At 49.1% G+C, this 18527-nt stretch carries 17 protein-coding genes, 2 tRNA genes and 1 rRNA gene; all 20 read right to left on the bottom strand.

Features of this window, described 5'->3' with window-relative positions; translation table 11 throughout:
• A 16S ribosomal RNA gene (locus tag KNO72_RS14980) occupies nt 1–81 on the bottom strand; the annotation flags it as partial.
• Nucleotides 82–437: 356 nt separating this feature from the next.
• Nucleotides 438–1928, bottom strand: a complete 1491-nt coding sequence (lysS, locus tag KNO72_RS14975) for a lysine--tRNA ligase (protein WP_078145918.1) — start codon at nt 1926–1928, stop codon at nt 438–440.
• 148 nt (nt 1929–2076) lie between these two features.
• Nucleotides 2077–3015: a tRNA dihydrouridine synthase DusB gene (gene dusB, locus KNO72_RS14970; RefSeq protein ID WP_371328160.1), complete on the bottom strand. Its 939-nt coding sequence runs from the start codon at nt 3013–3015 to the stop codon at nt 2077–2079.
• A 70-nt stretch (nt 3016–3085) separates the two neighbouring features.
• Entirely contained in the window at nt 3086–3583 is a 498-nt protein-coding gene (gene folK, locus KNO72_RS14965) for a 2-amino-4-hydroxy-6-hydroxymethyldihydropteridine diphosphokinase (protein WP_078145920.1), read from the bottom strand.
• Nucleotides 3580–3945, bottom strand: a complete 366-nt coding sequence (folB, locus tag KNO72_RS14960) for a dihydroneopterin aldolase (protein WP_078145921.1) — start codon at nt 3943–3945, stop codon at nt 3580–3582. Before folB ends, folK begins: the two co-directional genes overlap by 4 nt.
• Entirely contained in the window at nt 3938–4723 is a 786-nt protein-coding gene (gene folP / locus KNO72_RS14955) for a dihydropteroate synthase (RefSeq protein WP_214758724.1), read from the bottom strand. The genes folB and folP overlap by 8 nt, the downstream gene beginning before the upstream one ends.
• Nucleotides 4724–4734: 11 nt before the next feature.
• The gene (locus tag KNO72_RS14950; RefSeq protein WP_078145923.1) at nt 4735–5553 is read right to left on the bottom strand and encodes an aminotransferase class IV; all 819 of its coding nucleotides are present in this window, start codon (nt 5551–5553) and stop codon (nt 4735–4737) included.
• Entirely contained in the window at nt 5537–6121 is a 585-nt protein-coding gene (gene pabA, locus KNO72_RS14945; protein ID WP_078145924.1) for an aminodeoxychorismate/anthranilate synthase component II, read from the bottom strand. Before pabA ends, KNO72_RS14950 begins: the two co-directional genes overlap by 17 nt.
• Nucleotides 6118–7497 carry an anthranilate synthase component I family protein gene (locus tag KNO72_RS14940; protein ID WP_078145925.1) on the bottom strand — a complete coding sequence of 460 codons (1380 nt, stop codon included), beginning with the start codon at nt 7495–7497 and terminating at the stop codon, nt 6118–6120. Before KNO72_RS14940 ends, pabA begins: the two co-directional genes overlap by 4 nt.
• Nucleotides 7498–7591: 94 nt before the next feature.
• Entirely contained in the window at nt 7592–8545 is a 954-nt protein-coding gene (gene cysK, locus KNO72_RS14935) for a cysteine synthase A (protein ID WP_012727717.1), read from the bottom strand.
• Nucleotides 8546–8629: 84 nt separating this feature from the next.
• Nucleotides 8630–9559, bottom strand: coding sequence for an Hsp33 family molecular chaperone HslO (gene hslO / locus KNO72_RS14930; RefSeq protein ID WP_012727718.1), 930 nt, complete (start codon nt 9557–9559; stop codon nt 8630–8632).
• 19 nt (nt 9560–9578) lie between these two features.
• Nucleotides 9579–10343: a type III pantothenate kinase gene (locus KNO72_RS14925; RefSeq protein WP_074035307.1), complete on the bottom strand. Its 765-nt coding sequence runs from the start codon at nt 10341–10343 to the stop codon at nt 9579–9581.
• 93 nt (nt 10344–10436) lie between these two features.
• Complete coding sequence (ftsH, locus tag KNO72_RS14920; protein ID WP_214758722.1) at nt 10437–12461, bottom strand: ATP-dependent zinc metalloprotease FtsH; 2025 nt, start codon at nt 12459–12461, stop codon at nt 10437–10439.
• A 105-nt stretch (nt 12462–12566) separates the two neighbouring features.
• Nucleotides 12567–13106 carry a hypoxanthine phosphoribosyltransferase gene (gene hpt / locus KNO72_RS14915; RefSeq protein WP_214689640.1) on the bottom strand — a complete coding sequence of 180 codons (540 nt, stop codon included), beginning with the start codon at nt 13104–13106 and terminating at the stop codon, nt 12567–12569.
• Nucleotides 13107–13147: 41 nt separating this feature from the next.
• Nucleotides 13148–14374 (bottom strand): tRNA lysidine(34) synthetase TilS, encoded by a 1227-nt coding sequence (tilS, locus tag KNO72_RS14910; protein ID WP_214758720.1) that lies wholly within the window; start codon nt 14372–14374, stop codon nt 13148–13150.
• 68 nt (nt 14375–14442) lie between these two features.
• A tRNA-Glu gene (locus KNO72_RS14905) sits at nt 14443–14514 on the bottom strand.
• Between the two features lie 9 nt (nt 14515–14523).
• Nucleotides 14524–14600, bottom strand: a tRNA-Met gene (locus KNO72_RS14900).
• A 142-nt stretch (nt 14601–14742) separates the two neighbouring features.
• Entirely contained in the window at nt 14743–17355 is a 2613-nt protein-coding gene (locus KNO72_RS14895; protein WP_214758718.1) for a YhgE/Pip domain-containing protein, read from the bottom strand.
• Nucleotides 17356–17556: 201 nt separating this feature from the next.
• Nucleotides 17557–18069 (bottom strand): S1 domain-containing RNA-binding protein, encoded by a 513-nt coding sequence (locus tag KNO72_RS14890; RefSeq protein ID WP_012727724.1) that lies wholly within the window; start codon nt 18067–18069, stop codon nt 17557–17559.
• A gap of 74 nt (nt 18070–18143) precedes the next feature.
• Complete coding sequence (locus tag KNO72_RS14885; RefSeq protein WP_012727725.1) at nt 18144–18518, bottom strand: FtsB family cell division protein; 375 nt, start codon at nt 18516–18518, stop codon at nt 18144–18146.
• Nucleotides 18519–18527: the final 9 nt, after the last annotated feature.

The raw sequence follows: 18527 nt of genomic DNA, 5'->3' as shown, positions 1-18527 counted from the left end.
AGACGGCTTCCTGCGCTCGACTTGCATGTATTAGGCACGCCGCCAGCGTTCGTCCTGAGCCAGGATCAAACTCTCCAAAGAATTTGATACAGCTCTTAAATTGACGAAGCTTGCGCTTCATTCAAAAATAGTAAAACTTATTTTTGCCTCATCGTTCAGTTTTCAAAGTTCGTCTGCCGCTCTTGGCGACTCTTAAAATAATACAAGTCATCGACACAGTTGTCAACCACTTTTTTATTTCTTTTCCGCTGCCATCAGCGGCAACGTTTATTAATTTACCGTACACCTCTCATTAACGCAAGGGGTTTTTCTAAAGTTTTTTTAAAAAAGTTTTTCATCTATAGCATTCCTTCTGTTTAACGGCTTACCTATGCGTTTCGAGGCTGACAAAAAAAGAAGCCGGATCATATTAACGGATGATCCGGCCACTAAATTGATTATTGTTGATGGCGCATCGTTGGGAAAAGAAGAACGTCACGGATTGAAGGCGCGTTCGTCAATAACATGACGAGGCGGTCAATCCCGATTCCAAGTCCGCCTGTTGGCGGCATACCATATTCAAGTGCCTCAAGGAAATCGTTGTCGAGTTCATGTGCCTCATCGTTACCTGCTTCTTTTTCAAGCAACTGTGCTTCAAAGCGTTCACGTTGATCGATTGGGTCATTCAACTCCGTGAAGGCATTCGCATGTTCACGACGAACAATGAACAACTCGAAACGATCCGTGAAGCGTGGATCTGTTTCATTCTTCTTCGCCAATGGTGATACTTCAACCGGGTGTCCTGTGACAAATGTCGGTTGAAGCAACGTTTCTTCTACTTTCTGCTCGAAGAATTCATTCACGATATGACCAAACGTCATATGATCTTGTACTTCTACACCGTGTTCTTTTGCGAGAGCACGTGCTTCTTCATCGGACATTTGTTGCCAGAAATCGACACCTGTCTCTTCTTTAACAAGGTCGACCATATGTGCACGTTTCCAACCGATGCCAAGATGAATTGTATCTTCACCATACTGCACATCTGTTGAACCGAGTACTTCTTTCGCTACGTGCGCAACCAATTCTTCCGTCAAATCCATGATGTCGTTGTAATCTGCATAGGCTTCATACAATTCGATCATCGTGAATTCAGGGTTGTGACGTGTAGAGATCCCTTCGTTACGGAATACACGTCCGATTTCGTACACGCGCTCGAGTCCACCAACGATCAAGCGTTTCAAGTGAAGTTCGATGGCAATACGCATATAAAGTTCCATATCCAACGCATTATGATGCGTTAAGAACGGACGCGCCGCTGCTCCACCCGCGATTGTGTGTAACATCGGTGTTTCCACTTCTAAATATCCTTTTTGATTTAAGAAGTTGCGAATCTCCGAAATGATGCGGCTACGCAAAATGAATGTCTGACGCGAGTCCTGGTTTGTAATCAAATCAAGATAGCGTTGGCGATAGCGCTGTTCCACGTCTTTTAATCCATGGTATTTGTCCGGAAGCGGGCGAAGCGCCTTCGTCAATAATTCAAACTCTTCCACGTGAATCGAAAGCTCACCAACGTTCGTTTTAAAGAGCTTCCCTTTCACACCGACGATGTCACCGAGGTCTGAAGACTTGAATAAGTCAAACGGCTCATCCCCGACATCGTTTTTGCGAACGTAAATTTGAATTTGACCTGTCACATCTTGAATGTGGGCAAAGAAAACCTTCCCTTTTCCACGTTTCGTCATGATGCGTCCAGCCAATGTGACTTCTACATCTTGTTCAGCCAAAGCCTCTTTTTCAATTGATTCATACTGCTCATGTAATTCACCTGCGTGTGCAGAACGATCAAAGCGGTGACCGAACGGGTCGAGACCGCGCTCACGCATATCGGTCATCTTCTCAAAACGAACCTGCATTTGATCATTCATTTCTAACTCGTGGCTCACTATTCCATTCACTCCTCTATCCATATTGGGTTTCTCTCTAACAAAAAACTGTCGACCCGATGGCCAACAGCACAGCCGAAGCCGTTCATTCGTTGTGGTGCACTTTTTCGCCAAACAAGCTTACCATAAATTAGTTCTTTTCACTAGTTCACACTTCTGACAGTTGTCGTTCGAGTTGGTCCACAAATCCATAAAGGACCGCCGCGAACGCTTCGCGCGATTCCGTTTCGTTGATTTGTTTGCGAATCGGACCACTGCCTTTCAACCCTTTCAAATACCAGGCCGCGTGTTGACGCATTTCGCGTACGGCTGTCAGCTCACCTTTGATTGCACTCAACCGGTCGAGATGAAGCATGCAGATGTCGATTTTCTCACGCGCCTCTGGTTCCGGCGGAAGCTCCCCTGTTTCAAGGTACTGGACCGTTTGATAGAGCATCCACGGATTCCCAAGTGCCGCACGTCCAATCATGACGGCATCCACGCCATATTGGTCAATGACACGCTTCGCGTCTTGTGGTGTGGCAATGTCCCCGTTCCCTATAATCGGTACGGTCGCGACTTTCTTCGCCTCGCCAATCCAGTCCCAATTCGCGGTTCCTTCATATTGTTGGGCACGCGTACGTCCATGAATGGCAATGGCTGCCGCTCCACCTGTCTGAGCCGCCTTCACATTGTCCAAAATAAAGATGTGATCATCGTCCCAACCAAGGCGCATTTTCACCGTGACCGGTTTTTCGACGACATTCGTGACGGCATTCACCATCTCATATACTTTATCCGGGTCGAGTAACCACTTCGCCCCTGCGTCACACTTCGTCACTTTCGGTACGGGACAACCCATGTTGATATCAATGATATCCGCGTTGGTGTTTTGGTCGACGTACTGCGCCGCTCTGACGAGTGTATCTTTCGAACCGCCGAAGATTTGTAAACTGAGCGGTTTCTCTCGTTCATCGACGTATAGCATGCGCATCGTCCGAGCGTTCTCGAGCAAGATTCCTTTATCGCTAACCATTTCGGCACAGACGAGTCCCGCTCCGAACTCTTTTGCAATCAAACGGAAAGCGGGATTGGTCACGCCGGCCATCGGCGCGAGGACTGCACGGTTTTTAATCTCTATGTTTCCTATCTTAAAGCCTGTCAAGACAACACATCCTTCATTTCACCAAATTCGTAAGCAACTGTAACCGGACAACATCTTGGCGGTCCGTCATTGATAACCCTTCAAGCCAAGAGGCGACCGTCCGTCCTCGAACGACGAGTTCTGGCGCGATCTCCGCTAACGGGGCAAGAACAAATGCACGTTCCTGCATGCGCGGATGCGGAACCGTTAAGTGTTCTGATTGTATATCTTCCCCATTATAAAAGAGGATGTCAAGGTCGATGGTACGCGGTCCGTTCTTAAATAGACGTTCCCGTCCTAATCGTTGTTCGATCTGTTGAAGCGTTTTGAGCAGTTCGTCCGAGGATTGGCGACTCTCGACTTCGACCACCATATTAAAAAACGAAGGTTGCTCTGTATATCCGACAGGAGCCGTCTCATAGACCGACGACTGTTTCGTGACGTGGAGACCTGCTCGCTCCATCTCATCGATTGCCGCAGACAATTGCGCGGCCCGCTCCCCGATGTTCGCGCCTAATGCAATATAAATCATAACGTCCGTCCCCTTGTCATCTCGATTGCCACTGAGTCATAGTGTCCCGGGATGGGTGGGTCCGGTTTAATGACTTTAACCGTCACACGTTGAATCAACTCATTATGCGCCAACACGGCTGTCGTGATGCGTTCTCCGAGTGTTTCCAGCAAATTGACCGGTTCTCCCGTCACAACATCTTCCGTCAATTGATACAAGCCGGCATAGCTGACCCCATTGTTCAAGTCATCCGAACGTCCCGCAGGCGCGAGATCTAGTTCACACATTAAATCCACGTGAAACCGTTGACCGAGACGGTTTTCTTCTTCAAACACCCCATGATACCCGTAAAAACGCATCCCGTTCACAAATATTTTATCCATGTCCGTTCCCCCCAATCATCGCATCCATCATCTTCGCAGCACGGGCGTTTGCTTTGACGTCGTGCACGCGCACCCAGTCGCACCCCTTCATGATGCCAAGACACGTCGTCGCAATCGTTCCTTCGAGCCGTTCCTCTGTCGGTAAATCGAGCGTAAGCCCGATAAACGACTTACGCGACGTGCCGAGCAGAACCGGATACCCAAGACGTGTGATCACGTCGAGATGATTCATGAGTTCAAGGTTTTGCGCCACGTCTTTCGCAAATCCGATGCCCGGATCTAACCAAATGTGCTCATCCCTTACGCCTGCCGCATGTGCAATCTCAATTGATTCCTGTAGATCGCTAACCACATCTTCAATGAAATGATGGTAGTCCCGGTCTGTTCGGTTGTGCATGAGAATGATGGGAACCCCACATTCGAAAGCGACACGTGCCATCGAGCGGTCTCCCCATTTCGAACCCCATACGTCATTGATGATCGTCGCACCGGCCTCGATTGCCGCTCTCGCCACCATCGGCTTATACGTATCAATCGAAATCGGGACATCGATTTCGTTTTTTAGTCGACGGATGATTGGGACGACACGTTCAATCTCTTCTTCCTCGGAAACAAGTACTGCGCCCGGCCTTGTCGATTCTCCACCGATATCAATCGCATCGGCACCTTCTTGTACGAGTTGTTTCGCATGTCGTACAGCTTCCTCGATTGCCGTATACCGTCCCCCATCCGAAAACGAGTCCGGGGTCACGTTTAAAATACCCATGATTTTCGTCATGTTTCCGCCTCCTAACCAAGTGAGCGAACGAGTTTCGCCCACACTTCGTTAAATCGTACCCCGTCTTTACCGGGGTATCTCAGATTTCCATAATGCGTCACCGGAGCGACTTGTTGGATTGAATTCGTCATCCAAATCTCTTTCGCTGCAGTCAATTCTTCAAATGTCACGGGTTGTTCGACTACAGAGAAATGGTCCATCACCCATTGTCGCGTCACACCTGCGAGTGCTCCGCTCGAGAGCGGAGTCGTGTATAACCTATCATCTGGACCGACCCAAAAAATGTTCGACACGAGCCCTTCCACTACACATCCATGCTCGTCCGCAAATAGTCCTTCAGCACTCTGGTCTTGTAAGGTCCGTTTCCCAAGGATATTGTTCATGTAATGATGCGATTTTAATCGAAAAGCTGCTTCAGGACGACTTCTCGGAAACGGGATCGGTTCGACTCGCTTTTCCTGTGGTACGACTTCTGAGGAGAGCGGTTTGACGATCAACGTGACGTTCGGTGTCTCATAACGCCCCGCATAGAGACCAAGTGGTGCAACCCCCGCCGACACGTTCAAGCGGATATAGAGGTCGGGTGCATCATTTTGACGGCACAGTTGCTGAATCGCCGTCCCGATTTCTTCTTTCGTAAACGGGAAGTCTATCCACAGCTCATCGAGACTCTTTATCAAGCGCTCCCAGTGGGCATCGAACAGGAAAGGGACGAATTCATATGTACGGAACGTCTCGAACAAGCCCATTCCATACAAGAAACCGTGATCTTCAACCGGGATCAACACCTTCTCACGCTCGACTAACTCTCCGTTATGCCAATACCACATGACGATACTCCTCGATAAAGTTTCGAATCATTTCTTTCCCATGCTCAGTCAAAATCGCTTCAGGGTGATATTGCACCCCTTCGATCGGAAGCGTTCGGTGACGGAGTGCCATGATTTCTCCAGTCTCCGTCTCTGCAGTGACCATTAGACACTCTGGTAGCGACGAACGCTCCACGGCCAACGAATGGTAACGGGTCACAATCGTCTGTTGTGGAATCTCCTTGAAAATCGATTTTCCGTCATGTTGAATCTTCGACGTTTTTCCATGCATGAGCCGCTCCGCATGGACGACTTCTCCGCCGAACGCTTGCGCAATCGCCTGATGTCCGAGGCAAACCCCTAAAATCGGGATACGACCTGCGAACGCTCGGATTGCCTCGATGCTAATTCCCGCCTCATTCGGAGTGCAAGGTCCCGGCGAAATGACAAGATAACTCGGGGCAAGCGCCTCAATCTCTTGAATCGTGACTTCATCGTTTCGATACACGACCAGTTCTTGACCGAGTTCACCGAAATATTGCACCAAGTTATACGTAAATGAGTCATAGTTGTCGATCAATACAATCATGTCGTTTCCTCCGTCATGTGTTTCGCCGCCCATAGCGCCTTCGCTTTGGACAGGGATTCTTCATATTCCGAGACCGGATCCGAATCAATCACGATACCTGCTCCCGCTTGAACGTATGCGATTCCGTCTTTCACGACCATCGTTCGAATCGTGATATTGAAGACAAGGTCGTCATTCCAACTTAACCATCCATATGAACCGGTGTAGAGTCCCCGGCGAACTGGTTCGAGTTCTTCGATGATTTCCATCGTTCGAATTTTCGGGGCGCCGGTGATGGTGCCGCCTGGGAACATCGCTGCTAGCGCTTCGGCTCCTGATACTTCATCCCGAATCGTACCCCGTACGTTCGAGACGATATGTTGTACGTGTGAGTATTTCTCAATCACCATCAATTCATCAACATGAACGCTGCCATATGCCGCCACCTTGCCAAGGTCGTTCCGTTCGAGGTCGACGAGCATGACGTGTTCTGCTCGCTCTTTCTCGTTTTCAAGCAACGTGTTCGCCAACTCTAGGTCCTCCACATCATCTTTGCCACGTGGACGCGTACCCGCGATCGGGCGCGTCGAAATGTCGGTTCCATGTTTTTCAAGCAACAACTCTGGTGAAGCGGAGACCATCGTCAAAGCGTCGTCCACGAAATAGCCCATATAAGGAGATGGATTCATTTGTCGCAACGTATCATATACACGACGCGGGTCAGCGAGAAGCGGTTCAGACTGCCGAACGCTCAAGTTCACTTGGAACACGTCCCCTTCTACGATATAGGACTGAATCCGTTTGACCGCTTCAACAAACTCTTCCTGGGACATGGAGCGCGATCGCTCTACCGATGACTGCCCTGTCGGCTTGAACGCGTAATGCGACTCGACGTTCCACATGGCCGCCAATCGGTCCGCCTTACGTTCTGCACCTTCCTTCGCCGTCACCATCAAGTACAGAGTCGAATCCACTTCATCGAACACCGCCACCTCATCAAACAGAAGAAACGAGACGTCTGGTGTCGACAAATCATCCTCCGCTTGCTCAGGGAGACGTTCAATCGTCCGGGCCACATCATAACTGACATACCCGATCATGCCACCAAAGAAAGGAGGAGCCCCTTCCGGACGCTCGGCCTCAAATCGCTTCCGCACCTCACTGACGAGCTCAAGCGGCTTTCCGTATAGCGTTTCGGTCGTATCGCCCACTTGCAAGAGTCCGACACCGTCTTTTACATGAAAGCGACCGAACGGCTCGATTCCCGCAATCGTATACCGTCCCGCTCTCCCACTCTCTAACCATGCATGATACGGTTGATCCGCTGTCAACGTCATGTAGGCCTCATACATCTTCTCTTTCGTCATCCGCTTTGTTCTGAACGCAGTCGATCTCACATGTCATTCCTCCGTCTATTCATTCATGCCTTTTATTGTACACAAGAAAAGGCAGCAATCGAAAGAGAATGTCTCTCGATTACTGCCTGAAATGTTATACGCGACTCTCGTTTGACTCTTCATCAAACTGATAGAGCGGTGTGCTCAAGTAACGTTCACCGTTTGACGGGATAATCGCCAATACGTTTTTCCCTTTACCAAGACGTTTCGCTGTATCAAGCGCTGCCGCAATGGCAGCTCCTGAAGAGATACCACCGAGGACACCGTTCGTACGTGCCGCCTGACGAGCGTATTCGAACGCTTGCTCTGTCGTGATTTGAAGAACCCCTTCATAAATCTCCGTGTCGAGGATGGATGGAACGAATCCAGCCCCAATCCCTTGAATCTTATGAGGTCCCGGCTTCCCGCCTGATAAGACAGGTGAATCGACCGGTTCAACGGCGAGAATTTTTACGTCCGGGTACTTCGCCTTCACGACTTTACCTGCGCCAGTAATGGTACCGCCTGTCCCGACTCCGGCAATCAAAGCGTCGACTGAAAGTCCTGATTCTTCAAATGCCTCCACAATCTCAGGTCCCGTCGTCATTTCATGAACGTTCGGGTTGGCAGCGTTATTGAATTGTTGCGGGAGGAAGTAGCCATGTTTCTCGGCTTCTTCAGTAGCGCGACGAATCGCCCCACCCATCCCTTCAGGTCCTGGTGTCAAAATCAATTCGGCCCCGTATCCACGAAGGAGGTTTCGGCGTTCCATGCTCATCGTTTCAGGCATAACGAGAATGGCTTTATATCCTTTTGCGGCACTGACCATCGCGAGCCCGATGCCCGTGTTTCCGCTTGTTGGCTCGATGATTGTATCACCTGGCTTCAAGATACCGTCTTTTTCGGCCGCTTCGATCATGGCGAGGGCGATCCGGTCTTTGACGCTTGATCCCGGGTTCATATATTCGAGCTTCAGATACACGTTGGCATCCTCTGGTCCAGTCATTCCGTTCAATTTCACAATCGGAGTCTTTCCAATCAAGTCTGTTACTGAGTTTACGATACGCATTGCATTTCCTCCTTCATAATTCCGACTATTCCGATATTGTTATCATACCCTATCGAATTGAAAATATGCAATTTGGAACGTTGCTTACGCCTGCGCCTGAACTTTCATCGTCTCTAACTGTTCCGCTGAGAAATGATACTTTTCGCCACAGAAATGACATACGGCTTCGGCTCCACCATCTTCTTCAATCATCTGACGAATCTCTTCTTTTCCGAGACCGATAATGGCACTTTCCATTCGTTCACGGCTGCATGTGCAGTTGAACTGGATCGGGTTCGTGTCGAGGACATCAAGGCTATCGCCAAGGAGTAATTGAAGCATTTCTTCTGGCGTTTTTTCTTCACCAATCAAAACCGATACGGGTGGGAACGTCTGAAGTGCTTTTTCGAGCGCTTGTACCGTCTCTTCAGAAGCGTTCGGGAGCAGCTGGACGATGATTCCGCCTGCCGCAAGAATCGATTCATCTTCCGGTAAGACGAGGACACCCGCTCCGACGACTGACGGCACTTGCTCAGATGTCGCGAAATAGTACGTGAAGTCTTCACTGATTTCGCCCGTTTGAATCTCTGAAGAACCACCGACATAGTCTTTCAAGCCTAAGTCTTTAATGACAGAGATGGTCCCTTTCCCGACGGCTTCGCCGACTTTCAATTTCGTCATTCCTTGTTCGTTGACGAATGTGCCGCCATCGACACGCGGGTATGACACATATCCACGAACATCTCCTGCTGTATCTGCGTCCACGATGATTTTCCCGATTGGACCATCACCTTCTACTTTAAGCGTGACACGCGCTGCACCTTTTTGCATCGCTCCAATCATCGAACCGATTGTCATCGTCCGTCCGAGGGCAGCTGAAGCAACCGGTGTCGTTTGATGACGAAGTTGCGTCTCATATACCGTTTTTGTCGTGCGTGCGGCAAAGGCACGAACCTCTCCGTTAAAACCGAGGGCACGAACGAGATAGTCATCCTTCATCTGGTCGAGTAATGCTTGTTGTTCTGTATGAATCATATGATGTAACTCCTTTAGTTTACTTTTGATTGCGCTCGTAAATGAGACGGAGGCCTTCGAGTGTCAGGAACGAATCCACATGGTCAATCGTCTCTGCATGTTCACTGATCAATCGTGCCAGCCCGCCCGTTGCAATGACAGTCGCTTCACCGACTTCACGCTTCATCCGGTTCACGATACCGTCCACTTGGGCCACATATCCATAATATGTCCCCGATTGCATCGCTTGAATCGTGTTCTTCCCGATGACTGTCGGCGGGGTCGCCAATTCAATCCGAGGTAGTTTCGCGGCACGCTGATAGAGTGCTTCCACTGAGATCATGATACCTGGTGAGATGATTCCGCCATGGTAACGACGTTTCTCATCGATGTAACAATACGTGGTTGCCGTTCCAAAATCAACAATTATGAGCGGACCGTCATACTTGGCGATTCCAGCCACCGCGTTAACGATTCGGTCGGCCCCGACTTCGCGAGGGTTCTCGACGTGAATATCCAATCCTGTCTTCACACCTGGTCCTACAACGATTGGACGTACATTGAAGTATCGTTGCGACATTTGTTCAAGTGGGAAAATAACAGGAGGTACGACAGAAGATAAGATCACTCCCTCGACCTGGTCGAACGAGACGTTCGAATGATCGAATAGCGATTTCACCAGCATGCCGTACTCGTCGGTCGTTTTTGTACGATCCGTTGAGATGCGCCAATGGTGTACGAGATGATCTCCATCGTACATCCCGAGAACAATATTTGTATTTCCAACATCAATCACTAAAATCATGATATAGTTCCTCACTTTGTTGTCAATTGCAGTTCGCTCGAATTATAACACGAAAAAAGACGAATGCCTCGTCAAGGGCATTCGTCTTTTTCATTAACGTGATTCGTTATTCGGACGTTCTGTCGGTGTCGCTTCTGGCTTATCGCCTTCAGGTACGACATCCGGCTGACTGTCTTGGACAACTTCAGGTTGATCGACGACTTGACCGTGTTGAACGGCTGCATCATCTTTCTTCGCTGCGTCATCCGTATCCGTCGATCCATCCACGTCCTCTTCCGGCTCATGCGGGAGATATTCTCGTGTCTTGATCAAATGACGAATCTGTTTCGAGTCAAGCGTCTCGACATCAAGCAACGTCTTCGCAACGAGTTCGAGATCTTCGCGACGATCTGTCAAAATCTGCTTCGCTTTCGCGTAACAGCGATTGATGATGTCTCGAATCTCCAAATCGATTTCTTGCGCAATCGCATCCGAGTAGTTCTGCTCTGTCTGGAAATCACGACCAAGGAAGACTTGTCCGCCATGGTTTGAACCGAGCTGGAGCGGTCCGAGTTTATCGCTCATCCCGTAATCCATGACCATCTTACGTGCGATACCAGTTGCACGTTGGAAGTCATTGCTCGCTCCAGTCGACACTTCTCCAAAGATGACATCTTCGGCGACGCGACCACCAAGAAGACCGACAATCTTGTCTTCGAGTTCAGGTTTTGTCATGAAGTAACGATCTTCTTTTGGAAGCATGACGACATATCCGCCCGCGTTTCCGCGTGGAACGATCGTCACTTTGTGTACTTCATCCGCATTCTCAAGCTCGAGACCGATGATTGTGTGACCTGCTTCGTGATATGCAACAATGTTGCGCTCTTTTTCAGAGATGATGCGGCTCTTCTTCGAAGGACCTGCGATGACGCGGTCAATCGCTTCTTCCACATCGACAACTGAAACGGCTGTACGGTTCGAACGTGCCGCAACGAGTGCCGCTTCGTTCAAGAGGTTCTCCAAGTCTGCCCCAGAGAAACCAGGCGTACGTTGTGCGATCGACTTCAAGTCCACCGTCGAATCGAGTGGCTTGTTGCGCGCATGGACTTTCAATACTTCTTCGCGCCCTTTAACATCCGGACGATCGACCGTAATCTGACGGTCAAAACGACCTGGACGAAGGAGGGCCGGGTCAAGGATATCTGGACGGTTTGTCGCCGCAACCATGATGATCCCTTCGTTATCACTAAATCCATCCATCTCAACAAGAAGTTGGTTCAATGTTTGTTCACGCTCATCGTGTCCACCACCGAGACCGGCACCACGCTGGCGACCGACGGCATCAATTTCATCGATGAAGATGATACATGGCGCATTCTTTTTCGCGTTTTCGAACAAGTCACGAACACGTGACGCCCCGACCCCGACAAACATCTCAACGAAGTCCGAACCTGAGATCGAGAAGAACGGAACACCGGCTTCACCGGCTACCGCACGAGCCAAGAGTGTTTTACCTGTCCCTGGAGGACCTACGAGTAAGACCCCTTTTGGAATACGTGCGCCGAGTTTCGAGAATTTACGAGGATCTTTCAAGAATTCAACGACTTCGATGAGTTCTTGCTTCTCTTCGTCCGCCCCAGCCACATCTTTGAATGTGACGCGACGTTTCTCTTGGTCGTATAGTTTCGCCTTCGATTTCCCGAAGTTCATCACACGACCACCACCGCCACCACCTTGCGCTTGGTTCAACAAGAAGAAGAACAAGATGAAGATGATAATGAACGGTAAAATCGCGAAGACGATGCTGAACCAGCTACTGTTGGATTCAGCCTCCTCGATTTGAATATCCGTATTCGCTCGAAGCTGCGTTAATACATCCGCATATTCCGCTTCGTTCGCTGGAATGTTTGTTTCATAACGTTGGTCTTCATCTCCTGTAAGATCGCCTGTAATCGAGATAGCCCCCGGGATTTCTTGTACGGTTGCCGTCTCAATCCGATCATCTTCCACATACTCTAGGAATTTCGAATACGAGAGCGTTTCACTCTGACTATTCGGATTCTGCAAATATTGAAGGAACAAGATCAAGGCTAGGAAAATCACACCAAAAACCAATGTGTTTTTCACTGCACGATTCATTCTTTGCCTCCTATTCCGAGAAACGATGTTCTCGCCCATTCAGTATATGCCTATACTTTGGGGATTTCCTTTATCTTACCACGTCACATTTTCAAAAGAAAAACGTTAGCCCCCGTAAACGCTCGGTTTGAGCACACCGACATAAGGAAGGTTACGATATTTCTCTTCGTAATCAAGACCGTAGCCGACAACGAATTCGTGTGGAATCACGAAACCGCTATAGTCTGCTGATAAACCATTTTTACGGCCAGTCGGCTTATCGAGAAGCGTGACAATCTTCACAGACTTCGCTTTACGGTATTTAAGAAGATCGACGAGGTAACCAAGCGTCAATCCACTATCAATAATATCTTCTACAATCAAGATGTCGCGTCCTTCTACAGATGTATTTAAATCTTTCTCGATTTTCACTTCACCTGTCGAAGAAGTTCCTCCATGATATGTCGACACGTCCATGAAATCCATCTCTAAATGGATGTCCATTTCTTTGACGAGGTCCGACATGAATGGCATCGCGCCTTTCAATACACATACGAGAAGCGGGAACTCTTCTTTATAGTCTTCGCTCAATGTTCCAGCGAGTTCTTTCACCTTTTCTTGAATCTCTTCACGTGAGATTAAAATTTTCTCCATATCGTTCATCAATGACATCTTGAAATCCTCCTCTTTCTGTTTCGACACAATCATCATTTTACCATTAATCGTGGGCAAATCGCATCCGACTTGTCTAGAAATTCTGAAACTCTTACCCCGACAATCGCGAGAATCCGCCCCGAGGCGTCCTCAAGCAACGGGAGAGTCGGTCGAATGGTTCGCTCAACCTTTTCATCGATTAGGATGCGGGACACTTTTTTTGTCCCCACGTTCAACTTCATCCGGTCCCCCGGAGCGAGCGAACGAATCGTCAACGGGCAAGTGATTTCATTTAGTGGAATACCTTCTCGCCCTTCTTCGATGGACAGCGAAACCGTGCGCTTTCCAAATTGAACGACAGCCGGCAACGACTCGACCTGAATGGGATGAAGTGACGCTTCTGCTGAACGTTGTACAAGATTAAGTACCCTATTCTGCTTCATCATGAACCACTCACCCGACAGGTGGTAGGTCCCGGTATCCTTTTGACTTGTCCTTAGCTTCTCAAGCGCCTCATTGACCTCTACCCCATAGCGACGGGATAGCAAGCGAGCGACCGTATACCGTTCAAGCGAGGATAAGCGATTGAATTCATCAAGTTTCACATGAAACGCTTTCATTCCAAGCTCTACGTTTGCTTCAATCCATTGCTCACATGATTGGTAACGCCTGTCCCATTCAGCGTATACCTGTTTCGCCGTATCGTATACATCGTCAACGACTGTCGGCCACACTTGTTTCAGCCTCGGAATGATTTCGTGACGGATCCGGTTCCGTAAATAGGTCACTTCCTGATTGGTGGCATCTTCCCTCCAGGCAAGTTCGTTCTTCCTAGCGTACTCGATGAGTTGCGCCTTTGTTTCTTTTAATAAAGGACGGATCAACGTCCCACGTCCGAACACTCTTCTCTCGGGAATTCCTTTCACTTCGATCACGTTTCGGTGAAGTTGAATGAGCACCGTCTCCAATACATCATCCGCATGATGAGCCGTGGCCAGTGTATCATATCCATGTTCATTCATGACGTCTTCAAAAAAGTGATAACGGGCTTTACGGTAATGAGCCTGTGACGCTCCTTCTTGAAAATGGAGGTGCGTCCCATGAAACGCGACTTGATAGGATGCCGCTACGTGCGCGACGAACGTGTACTCTTCATCTGATGCTTCTCGTAAGCCATGATGGACGTGCGCTACCCCCACATCCCATCCTTGCTTGACGAGACGGTCCAATAAGACAATGGAATCGACTCCACCCGACACAGCGACGAGTACCTTTTTCATGAATTCCCTCCTTGATATAACAAAAGAAGCCATCTCGATTGAGATGGCTTCTTTACGCTTAGGTTAAGTGACCCGTACGGGATTCGAACCCGTGTTACCGCCGTGAAAGGGCGGTGTCTTAACCGCTTGACCAACGGGCCTAAATAAAATGGTAGCGGCGGAGGGAGTCGAACCCACGACCTCACGGGTATGAACCGTACGCTCTAGCCAGCTGAGCTACACCGCCATGTTATTGTTGTGTCCTAAGCACATTTTCTATAATAACCAGTCACCATTCGAGTGTCAATTCTTTTTTTATATTTTTTTAAGAAAAAAATCGTGTATAGTGTCGTCTTCCCCACTATACACGATTTTGTATCGTATTTACATCATGCTTCTGATGCGACTTGACGATATTTTTTCTTCCATGCGATCCGGAAGTACGCCCATAGTAATGCAAAACATCCGGCAGCCACAAACACTAAATAGGTTGTCGCCATCTGCAAGTACTGCGCACCATCTGCCGATAGAATTTCTTTATATCCGGCAACCGTATACGTCATTGGAAGTAGTGCATTGAACGGTTGCAACGCTCTTGGAATCAATTCAAGCGGGAACGTCCCGGCTGACGTCGTCAATTGTAAAATCAACAAGACGATTGCCGCGAAACGTCCAGGGTTTCCGAGTGTTGTCACGAGCAACTGTACGATAAAGAGGAACGTGATGCTCGTCAACCAGCTGAAACCGAAGAATTTTAATGGTTCGCTCACTTCAAGACCGAGCAGTTGCACCATCGCCACATCGAGAATCAAGGCTTGCAAGAATCCGACGACCATGAGGACACCAGATTTCGACAATACCCACGAAAGACTACGTTTCGGACGTCCTGCTGGATCGTATAACGGATAAACGATCGAGAGAAGGAGTGCTCCAACGAAAAGTCCGAGTGACATGAAGTATGGAGCGAATCCAGTACCGTAGTTAGGCACCTCGTGAATCGAGTTGTCGACGAGCGACACTGGACCGGCCATCATCTCGACGTTGTCATCCGTTAAACCGATGTCTGCGTCTTTCGCACCTTTCACTAAGGCGTCACGAAGTTCATCGCTACCTGATGCGAGCTCCTTCATGCCGTCAGCGAGTTCACCGCTACCGTCTGAAAGTTCTTCTCCACCATTCGCGAGCTGATTCGCGCCATCCGTCAGCTTGCTCGTTCCGGCTCCGGCACTCTTCGCGCCTTCGGCCAGTTCACGACTTCCTGACTGCAGCTTTTGACCACCATCCGCTAACTGATTCGCACCATTCACCAATTCATTTGTACCGGTGCTTGCGCTCTTCGCTCCATCCGCAAGCTTTTCGCTACCTTCAGACAACTGTCCGGTCGCGTCTACAAGCTTGTCACTTCCAGCGGCGAGTTCAGTTGTCCCATCTTGAAGTTGTGTCGCGCCTTGATTGAGCTTCGCACTCGCTGACACAAGTTCTTGGGAACGATCGGCCGCCGTTTGAGTACCTTGCTCGATTTGACTTGAACCACTTGCCAACGCGTTCGCACCTTCGGCTAATTTCGTTTGACCGGCACTCAAGTCAGAAAGTCCAGTCGACAGTTTGTTTGCACCTGTACCTGCCTGATCAAGACCTGCACCAAGTGCGACCTGTCCTTCTTTCACTTTTGCAGCACCAGCGGATAGTTGATCAAACCCGGCCGCCGTCTCTTGCTTCCCTTCGCTCAGTTGTGCAGCGATGGCTTGAAGCATTTCAGGTGATGCCGATTGACCCGACTCAGCGAGTGCTGTCAATTGTCCAATCAACTCATCTTGTTTCGCAGTCAATTCAGACTTCATTTGTCCGATCCCATTGACCACGTCTGTTTGACCCGCGACAAGTGCCGCGTTTCCTTCCTTCGCCTGAGTCAACGCTCCTGTGAGTTTTGTGGCACCATCCTGTAATGCAGATGCCCCCTCTATTGAGCGCTCGATTCCGGCAGCAAGGTCTTGAACACCTTGGTTCAACGTCTTCGCACCTGTGTGTAGTTCATCTAGTTTCGATGCGAACGCCCCTGTTCCGTCAACGAGTTGGCTCGTCCCGCCTTGTAAGGCAGAAGCGCCCTCACTGACACGATGGACCCCGTCCGCAAGTGAGGCTGAGCCCTCGTACACTTGTTGACTGCCATCCGCGAGTGCAGATGAGCCATCAGCCAATTGCGAAACACCATCACGTAATTGACTTGCTCCATTCGCGAGCTCCCGTTGTTTCGAAGCGAGAAGCTTCGTCCCATCCGCGAGTTCAGATGAACCATCGGCCAACTGAGTCATCCCATCGTTTAATTGGCTTGCTCCATCCGCGAGCTCACGTTGTTTCGAAGCGAGAAGCTTCGTCCCGTCCGCCAACTTGACGGCACCGTCTTTTGCTGACGTTGAGCCGTCCGCAAGTGTCGCTGCACCATCTGCGGCTTCACCAAGTCCGTCTGCCACATCATTCAATCCGTCTTTCAACGCACTGACATACTGTTTCGAGACTTCGGTTGACAGTTCCGCTTTGACTTGTTCCATCGCGGAACCACCGATTTGTGCGGCTAAGAAGTTATACGATTCATTTGCGATATACTTCAGTTCGAGTTGCTCCGGATGTTCATCTAAAGCAGTCGTCGCTTTTTCTGAAAAGTCTTTTGGAATCTCGATCGCCATGTAGTAGTCATGGTCTTTCAGTCCAGATTCCGCTTCTTTCTTCGTCGTTTCGACGAACTTGAACGCCTCCGAATCCAGCAGCTTATCAATGAGGTCATCTCCAATCGCAAGCGACTCTCCTTCAAACGTTGCCCCTTTGTCTTCATTGACGATGGCGACCGGCAAATCTTTCATCTGTCCATACGGATCCCAAAAAGCCCATAGGAACATCCCTGCGTACATTAACGGTACGAGTGCGACTGCGAGAATCGGAACCAACACACGTGGGTTCTTGAAGATACTTCGCCACTCCGCCATCCACAGTTTCCATCCATTCATTTTTCTCTCCACCTTCACTTATAAAACATAACTATTTTTTCATGTTCCCTATTTTGCTCCCTTCCTCGAAAAAAAGCAACTCTTTTAGCTATTTTTTATAAATTTTTAAACAGAAAAAAAGCCATGAACGAAAATGTTCATGGCTCGTCTCATTACAAGACCTCTATGGTTACGAGTAGAAGCTAATTGGTATACGAAGGATTACCCGCGCTTGGCTCCGCGTCCACCGCGTTTTGAGTCTGTTTGACGTTTCAACGTCGAAAGACGCTCGTCGCTATCTTTCAAGAACTTACTCATCAATGTATCGAATGTTTCTGGTTCACGACGTTGTTCACGACGACCGCCACCACGTGGGCCGCCACCGCGTGGACCGCCGCCACCGCGTGGACCACCTTGACCTGGGCCACCTGGACGTGGGCCACGAGAGAAACGCTCACCAGCTGGACGCTCAGGACGCTCAGGACGTTCGCTTACAGGACGGTCGACTGCTTTCTTGATGGACAACCCAATTTTCCCATCATTTTCGACGTTCAACACTTTTACCGTGACTTCTTGACCGACTGTCAACACTTCGTTAATGTCTTTGACGTAAGAGTCTGCCACTTCACTGATGTGTACTAATCCTGTCTTGCCATTTGGGAGCTCGACGAACGCTCCGAAATGCGTAATCCCTGTAACCTTACCTTGTACCTTGCTTCCTACTTCAATTGACATAAAATAATGTACTCCTTTTTTGATTGATTCTTTCTAATTATACGAGTCGTTTCCCTAACGGTCAACGAACCGACTTATTCCTCTGGCGAGAAGTAGAAAATAATCTCTCCATCTTTAGAGAAAAGCAGTTCGTTTCGTGCTAAGTTCGCGATATAATCCTCATCCTGTAACCGTTCCACTTGCTCTTTCAACTCATCCTGTTCGGCCTGCTGTTCACGCAACTCCACTTTTGCTTGTGCGTAGGCTTGTTGCTGGTCCGATACGTACCCTACTTTCGAGAAGTAGCTCTGTCCAATCAACACCATGACAAATAAAAACAGGAGAGAGGCTGCTGCCAAACGACGTCGAAGATGAACTCGTCGGCGATGTGTATCTTTTTCTAACTGTTCTCTACGCTCATCTAGCGCTCGAATGCGTCGTTGTCGATCCATCGGATTACGTCCGTTCATCGCCTCATC

It is taken from the genome of Exiguobacterium sp. s123 (genome assembly GCF_018617075.1).
Lineage (GTDB): Bacteria > Bacillota > Bacilli > Exiguobacteriales > Exiguobacteriaceae > Exiguobacterium > Exiguobacterium profundum.
The sequence above is the reverse complement of the archived record's forward strand: the minus strand, read 5'-3'. Positions and strand labels throughout refer to the sequence as shown.

Excerpts from the sequence above, each read along its gene's own strand:
- dusB (WP_371328160.1), bottom strand. The coding sequence starts at position 3,015 with ATGGCCGGCGTGACCAATCCCGCTTTCCGTTTGATTGCAAAAGAGTTC.
- folK (WP_078145920.1), bottom strand. The coding sequence starts at position 3,583 with ATGATTTATATTGCATTAGGCGCGAACATCGGGGAGCGGGCCGCGCAA.
- folB (WP_078145921.1), bottom strand. The coding sequence starts at position 3,945 with ATGGATAAAATATTTGTGAACGGGATGCGTTTTTACGGGTATCATGGG.
- folP (WP_214758724.1), bottom strand. The coding sequence starts at position 4,723 with ATGACGAAAATCATGGGTATTTTAAACGTGACCCCGGACTCGTTTTCG.
- KNO72_RS14950 (WP_078145923.1), bottom strand. The coding sequence starts at position 5,553 with ATGTGGTATTGGCATAACGGAGAGTTAGTCGAGCGTGAGAAGGTGTTG.
- pabA (WP_078145924.1), bottom strand. The coding sequence starts at position 6,121 with ATGATTGTATTGATCGACAACTATGACTCATTTACGTATAACTTGGTG.
- cysK (WP_012727717.1), bottom strand. The coding sequence starts at position 8,545 with ATGCGTATCGTAAACTCAGTAACAGACTTGATTGGAAAGACTCCGATT.
- hslO (WP_012727718.1), bottom strand. The coding sequence starts at position 9,559 with ATGATTCATACAGAACAACAAGCATTACTCGACCAGATGAAGGATGAC.
- KNO72_RS14925 (WP_074035307.1), bottom strand. The coding sequence starts at position 10,343 with ATGATTTTAGTGATTGATGTTGGAAATACAAATATTGTTCTCGGGATG.
- ftsH (WP_214758722.1), bottom strand. The coding sequence starts at position 12,461 with ATGAATCGTGCAGTGAAAAACACATTGGTTTTTGGTGTGATTTTCCTA.
- tilS (WP_214758720.1), bottom strand. The coding sequence starts at position 14,374 with ATGAAAAAGGTACTCGTCGCTGTGTCGGGTGGAGTCGATTCCATTGTC.
- KNO72_RS14895 (WP_214758718.1), bottom strand. The coding sequence starts at position 17,355 with ATGAATGGATGGAAACTGTGGATGGCGGAGTGGCGAAGTATCTTCAAG.
- KNO72_RS14890 (WP_012727724.1), bottom strand. The coding sequence starts at position 18,069 with ATGTCAATTGAAGTAGGAAGCAAGGTACAAGGTAAGGTTACAGGGATT.
- KNO72_RS14885 (WP_012727725.1), bottom strand. The coding sequence starts at position 18,518 with ATGAACGGACGTAATCCGATGGATCGACAACGACGCATTCGAGCGCTA.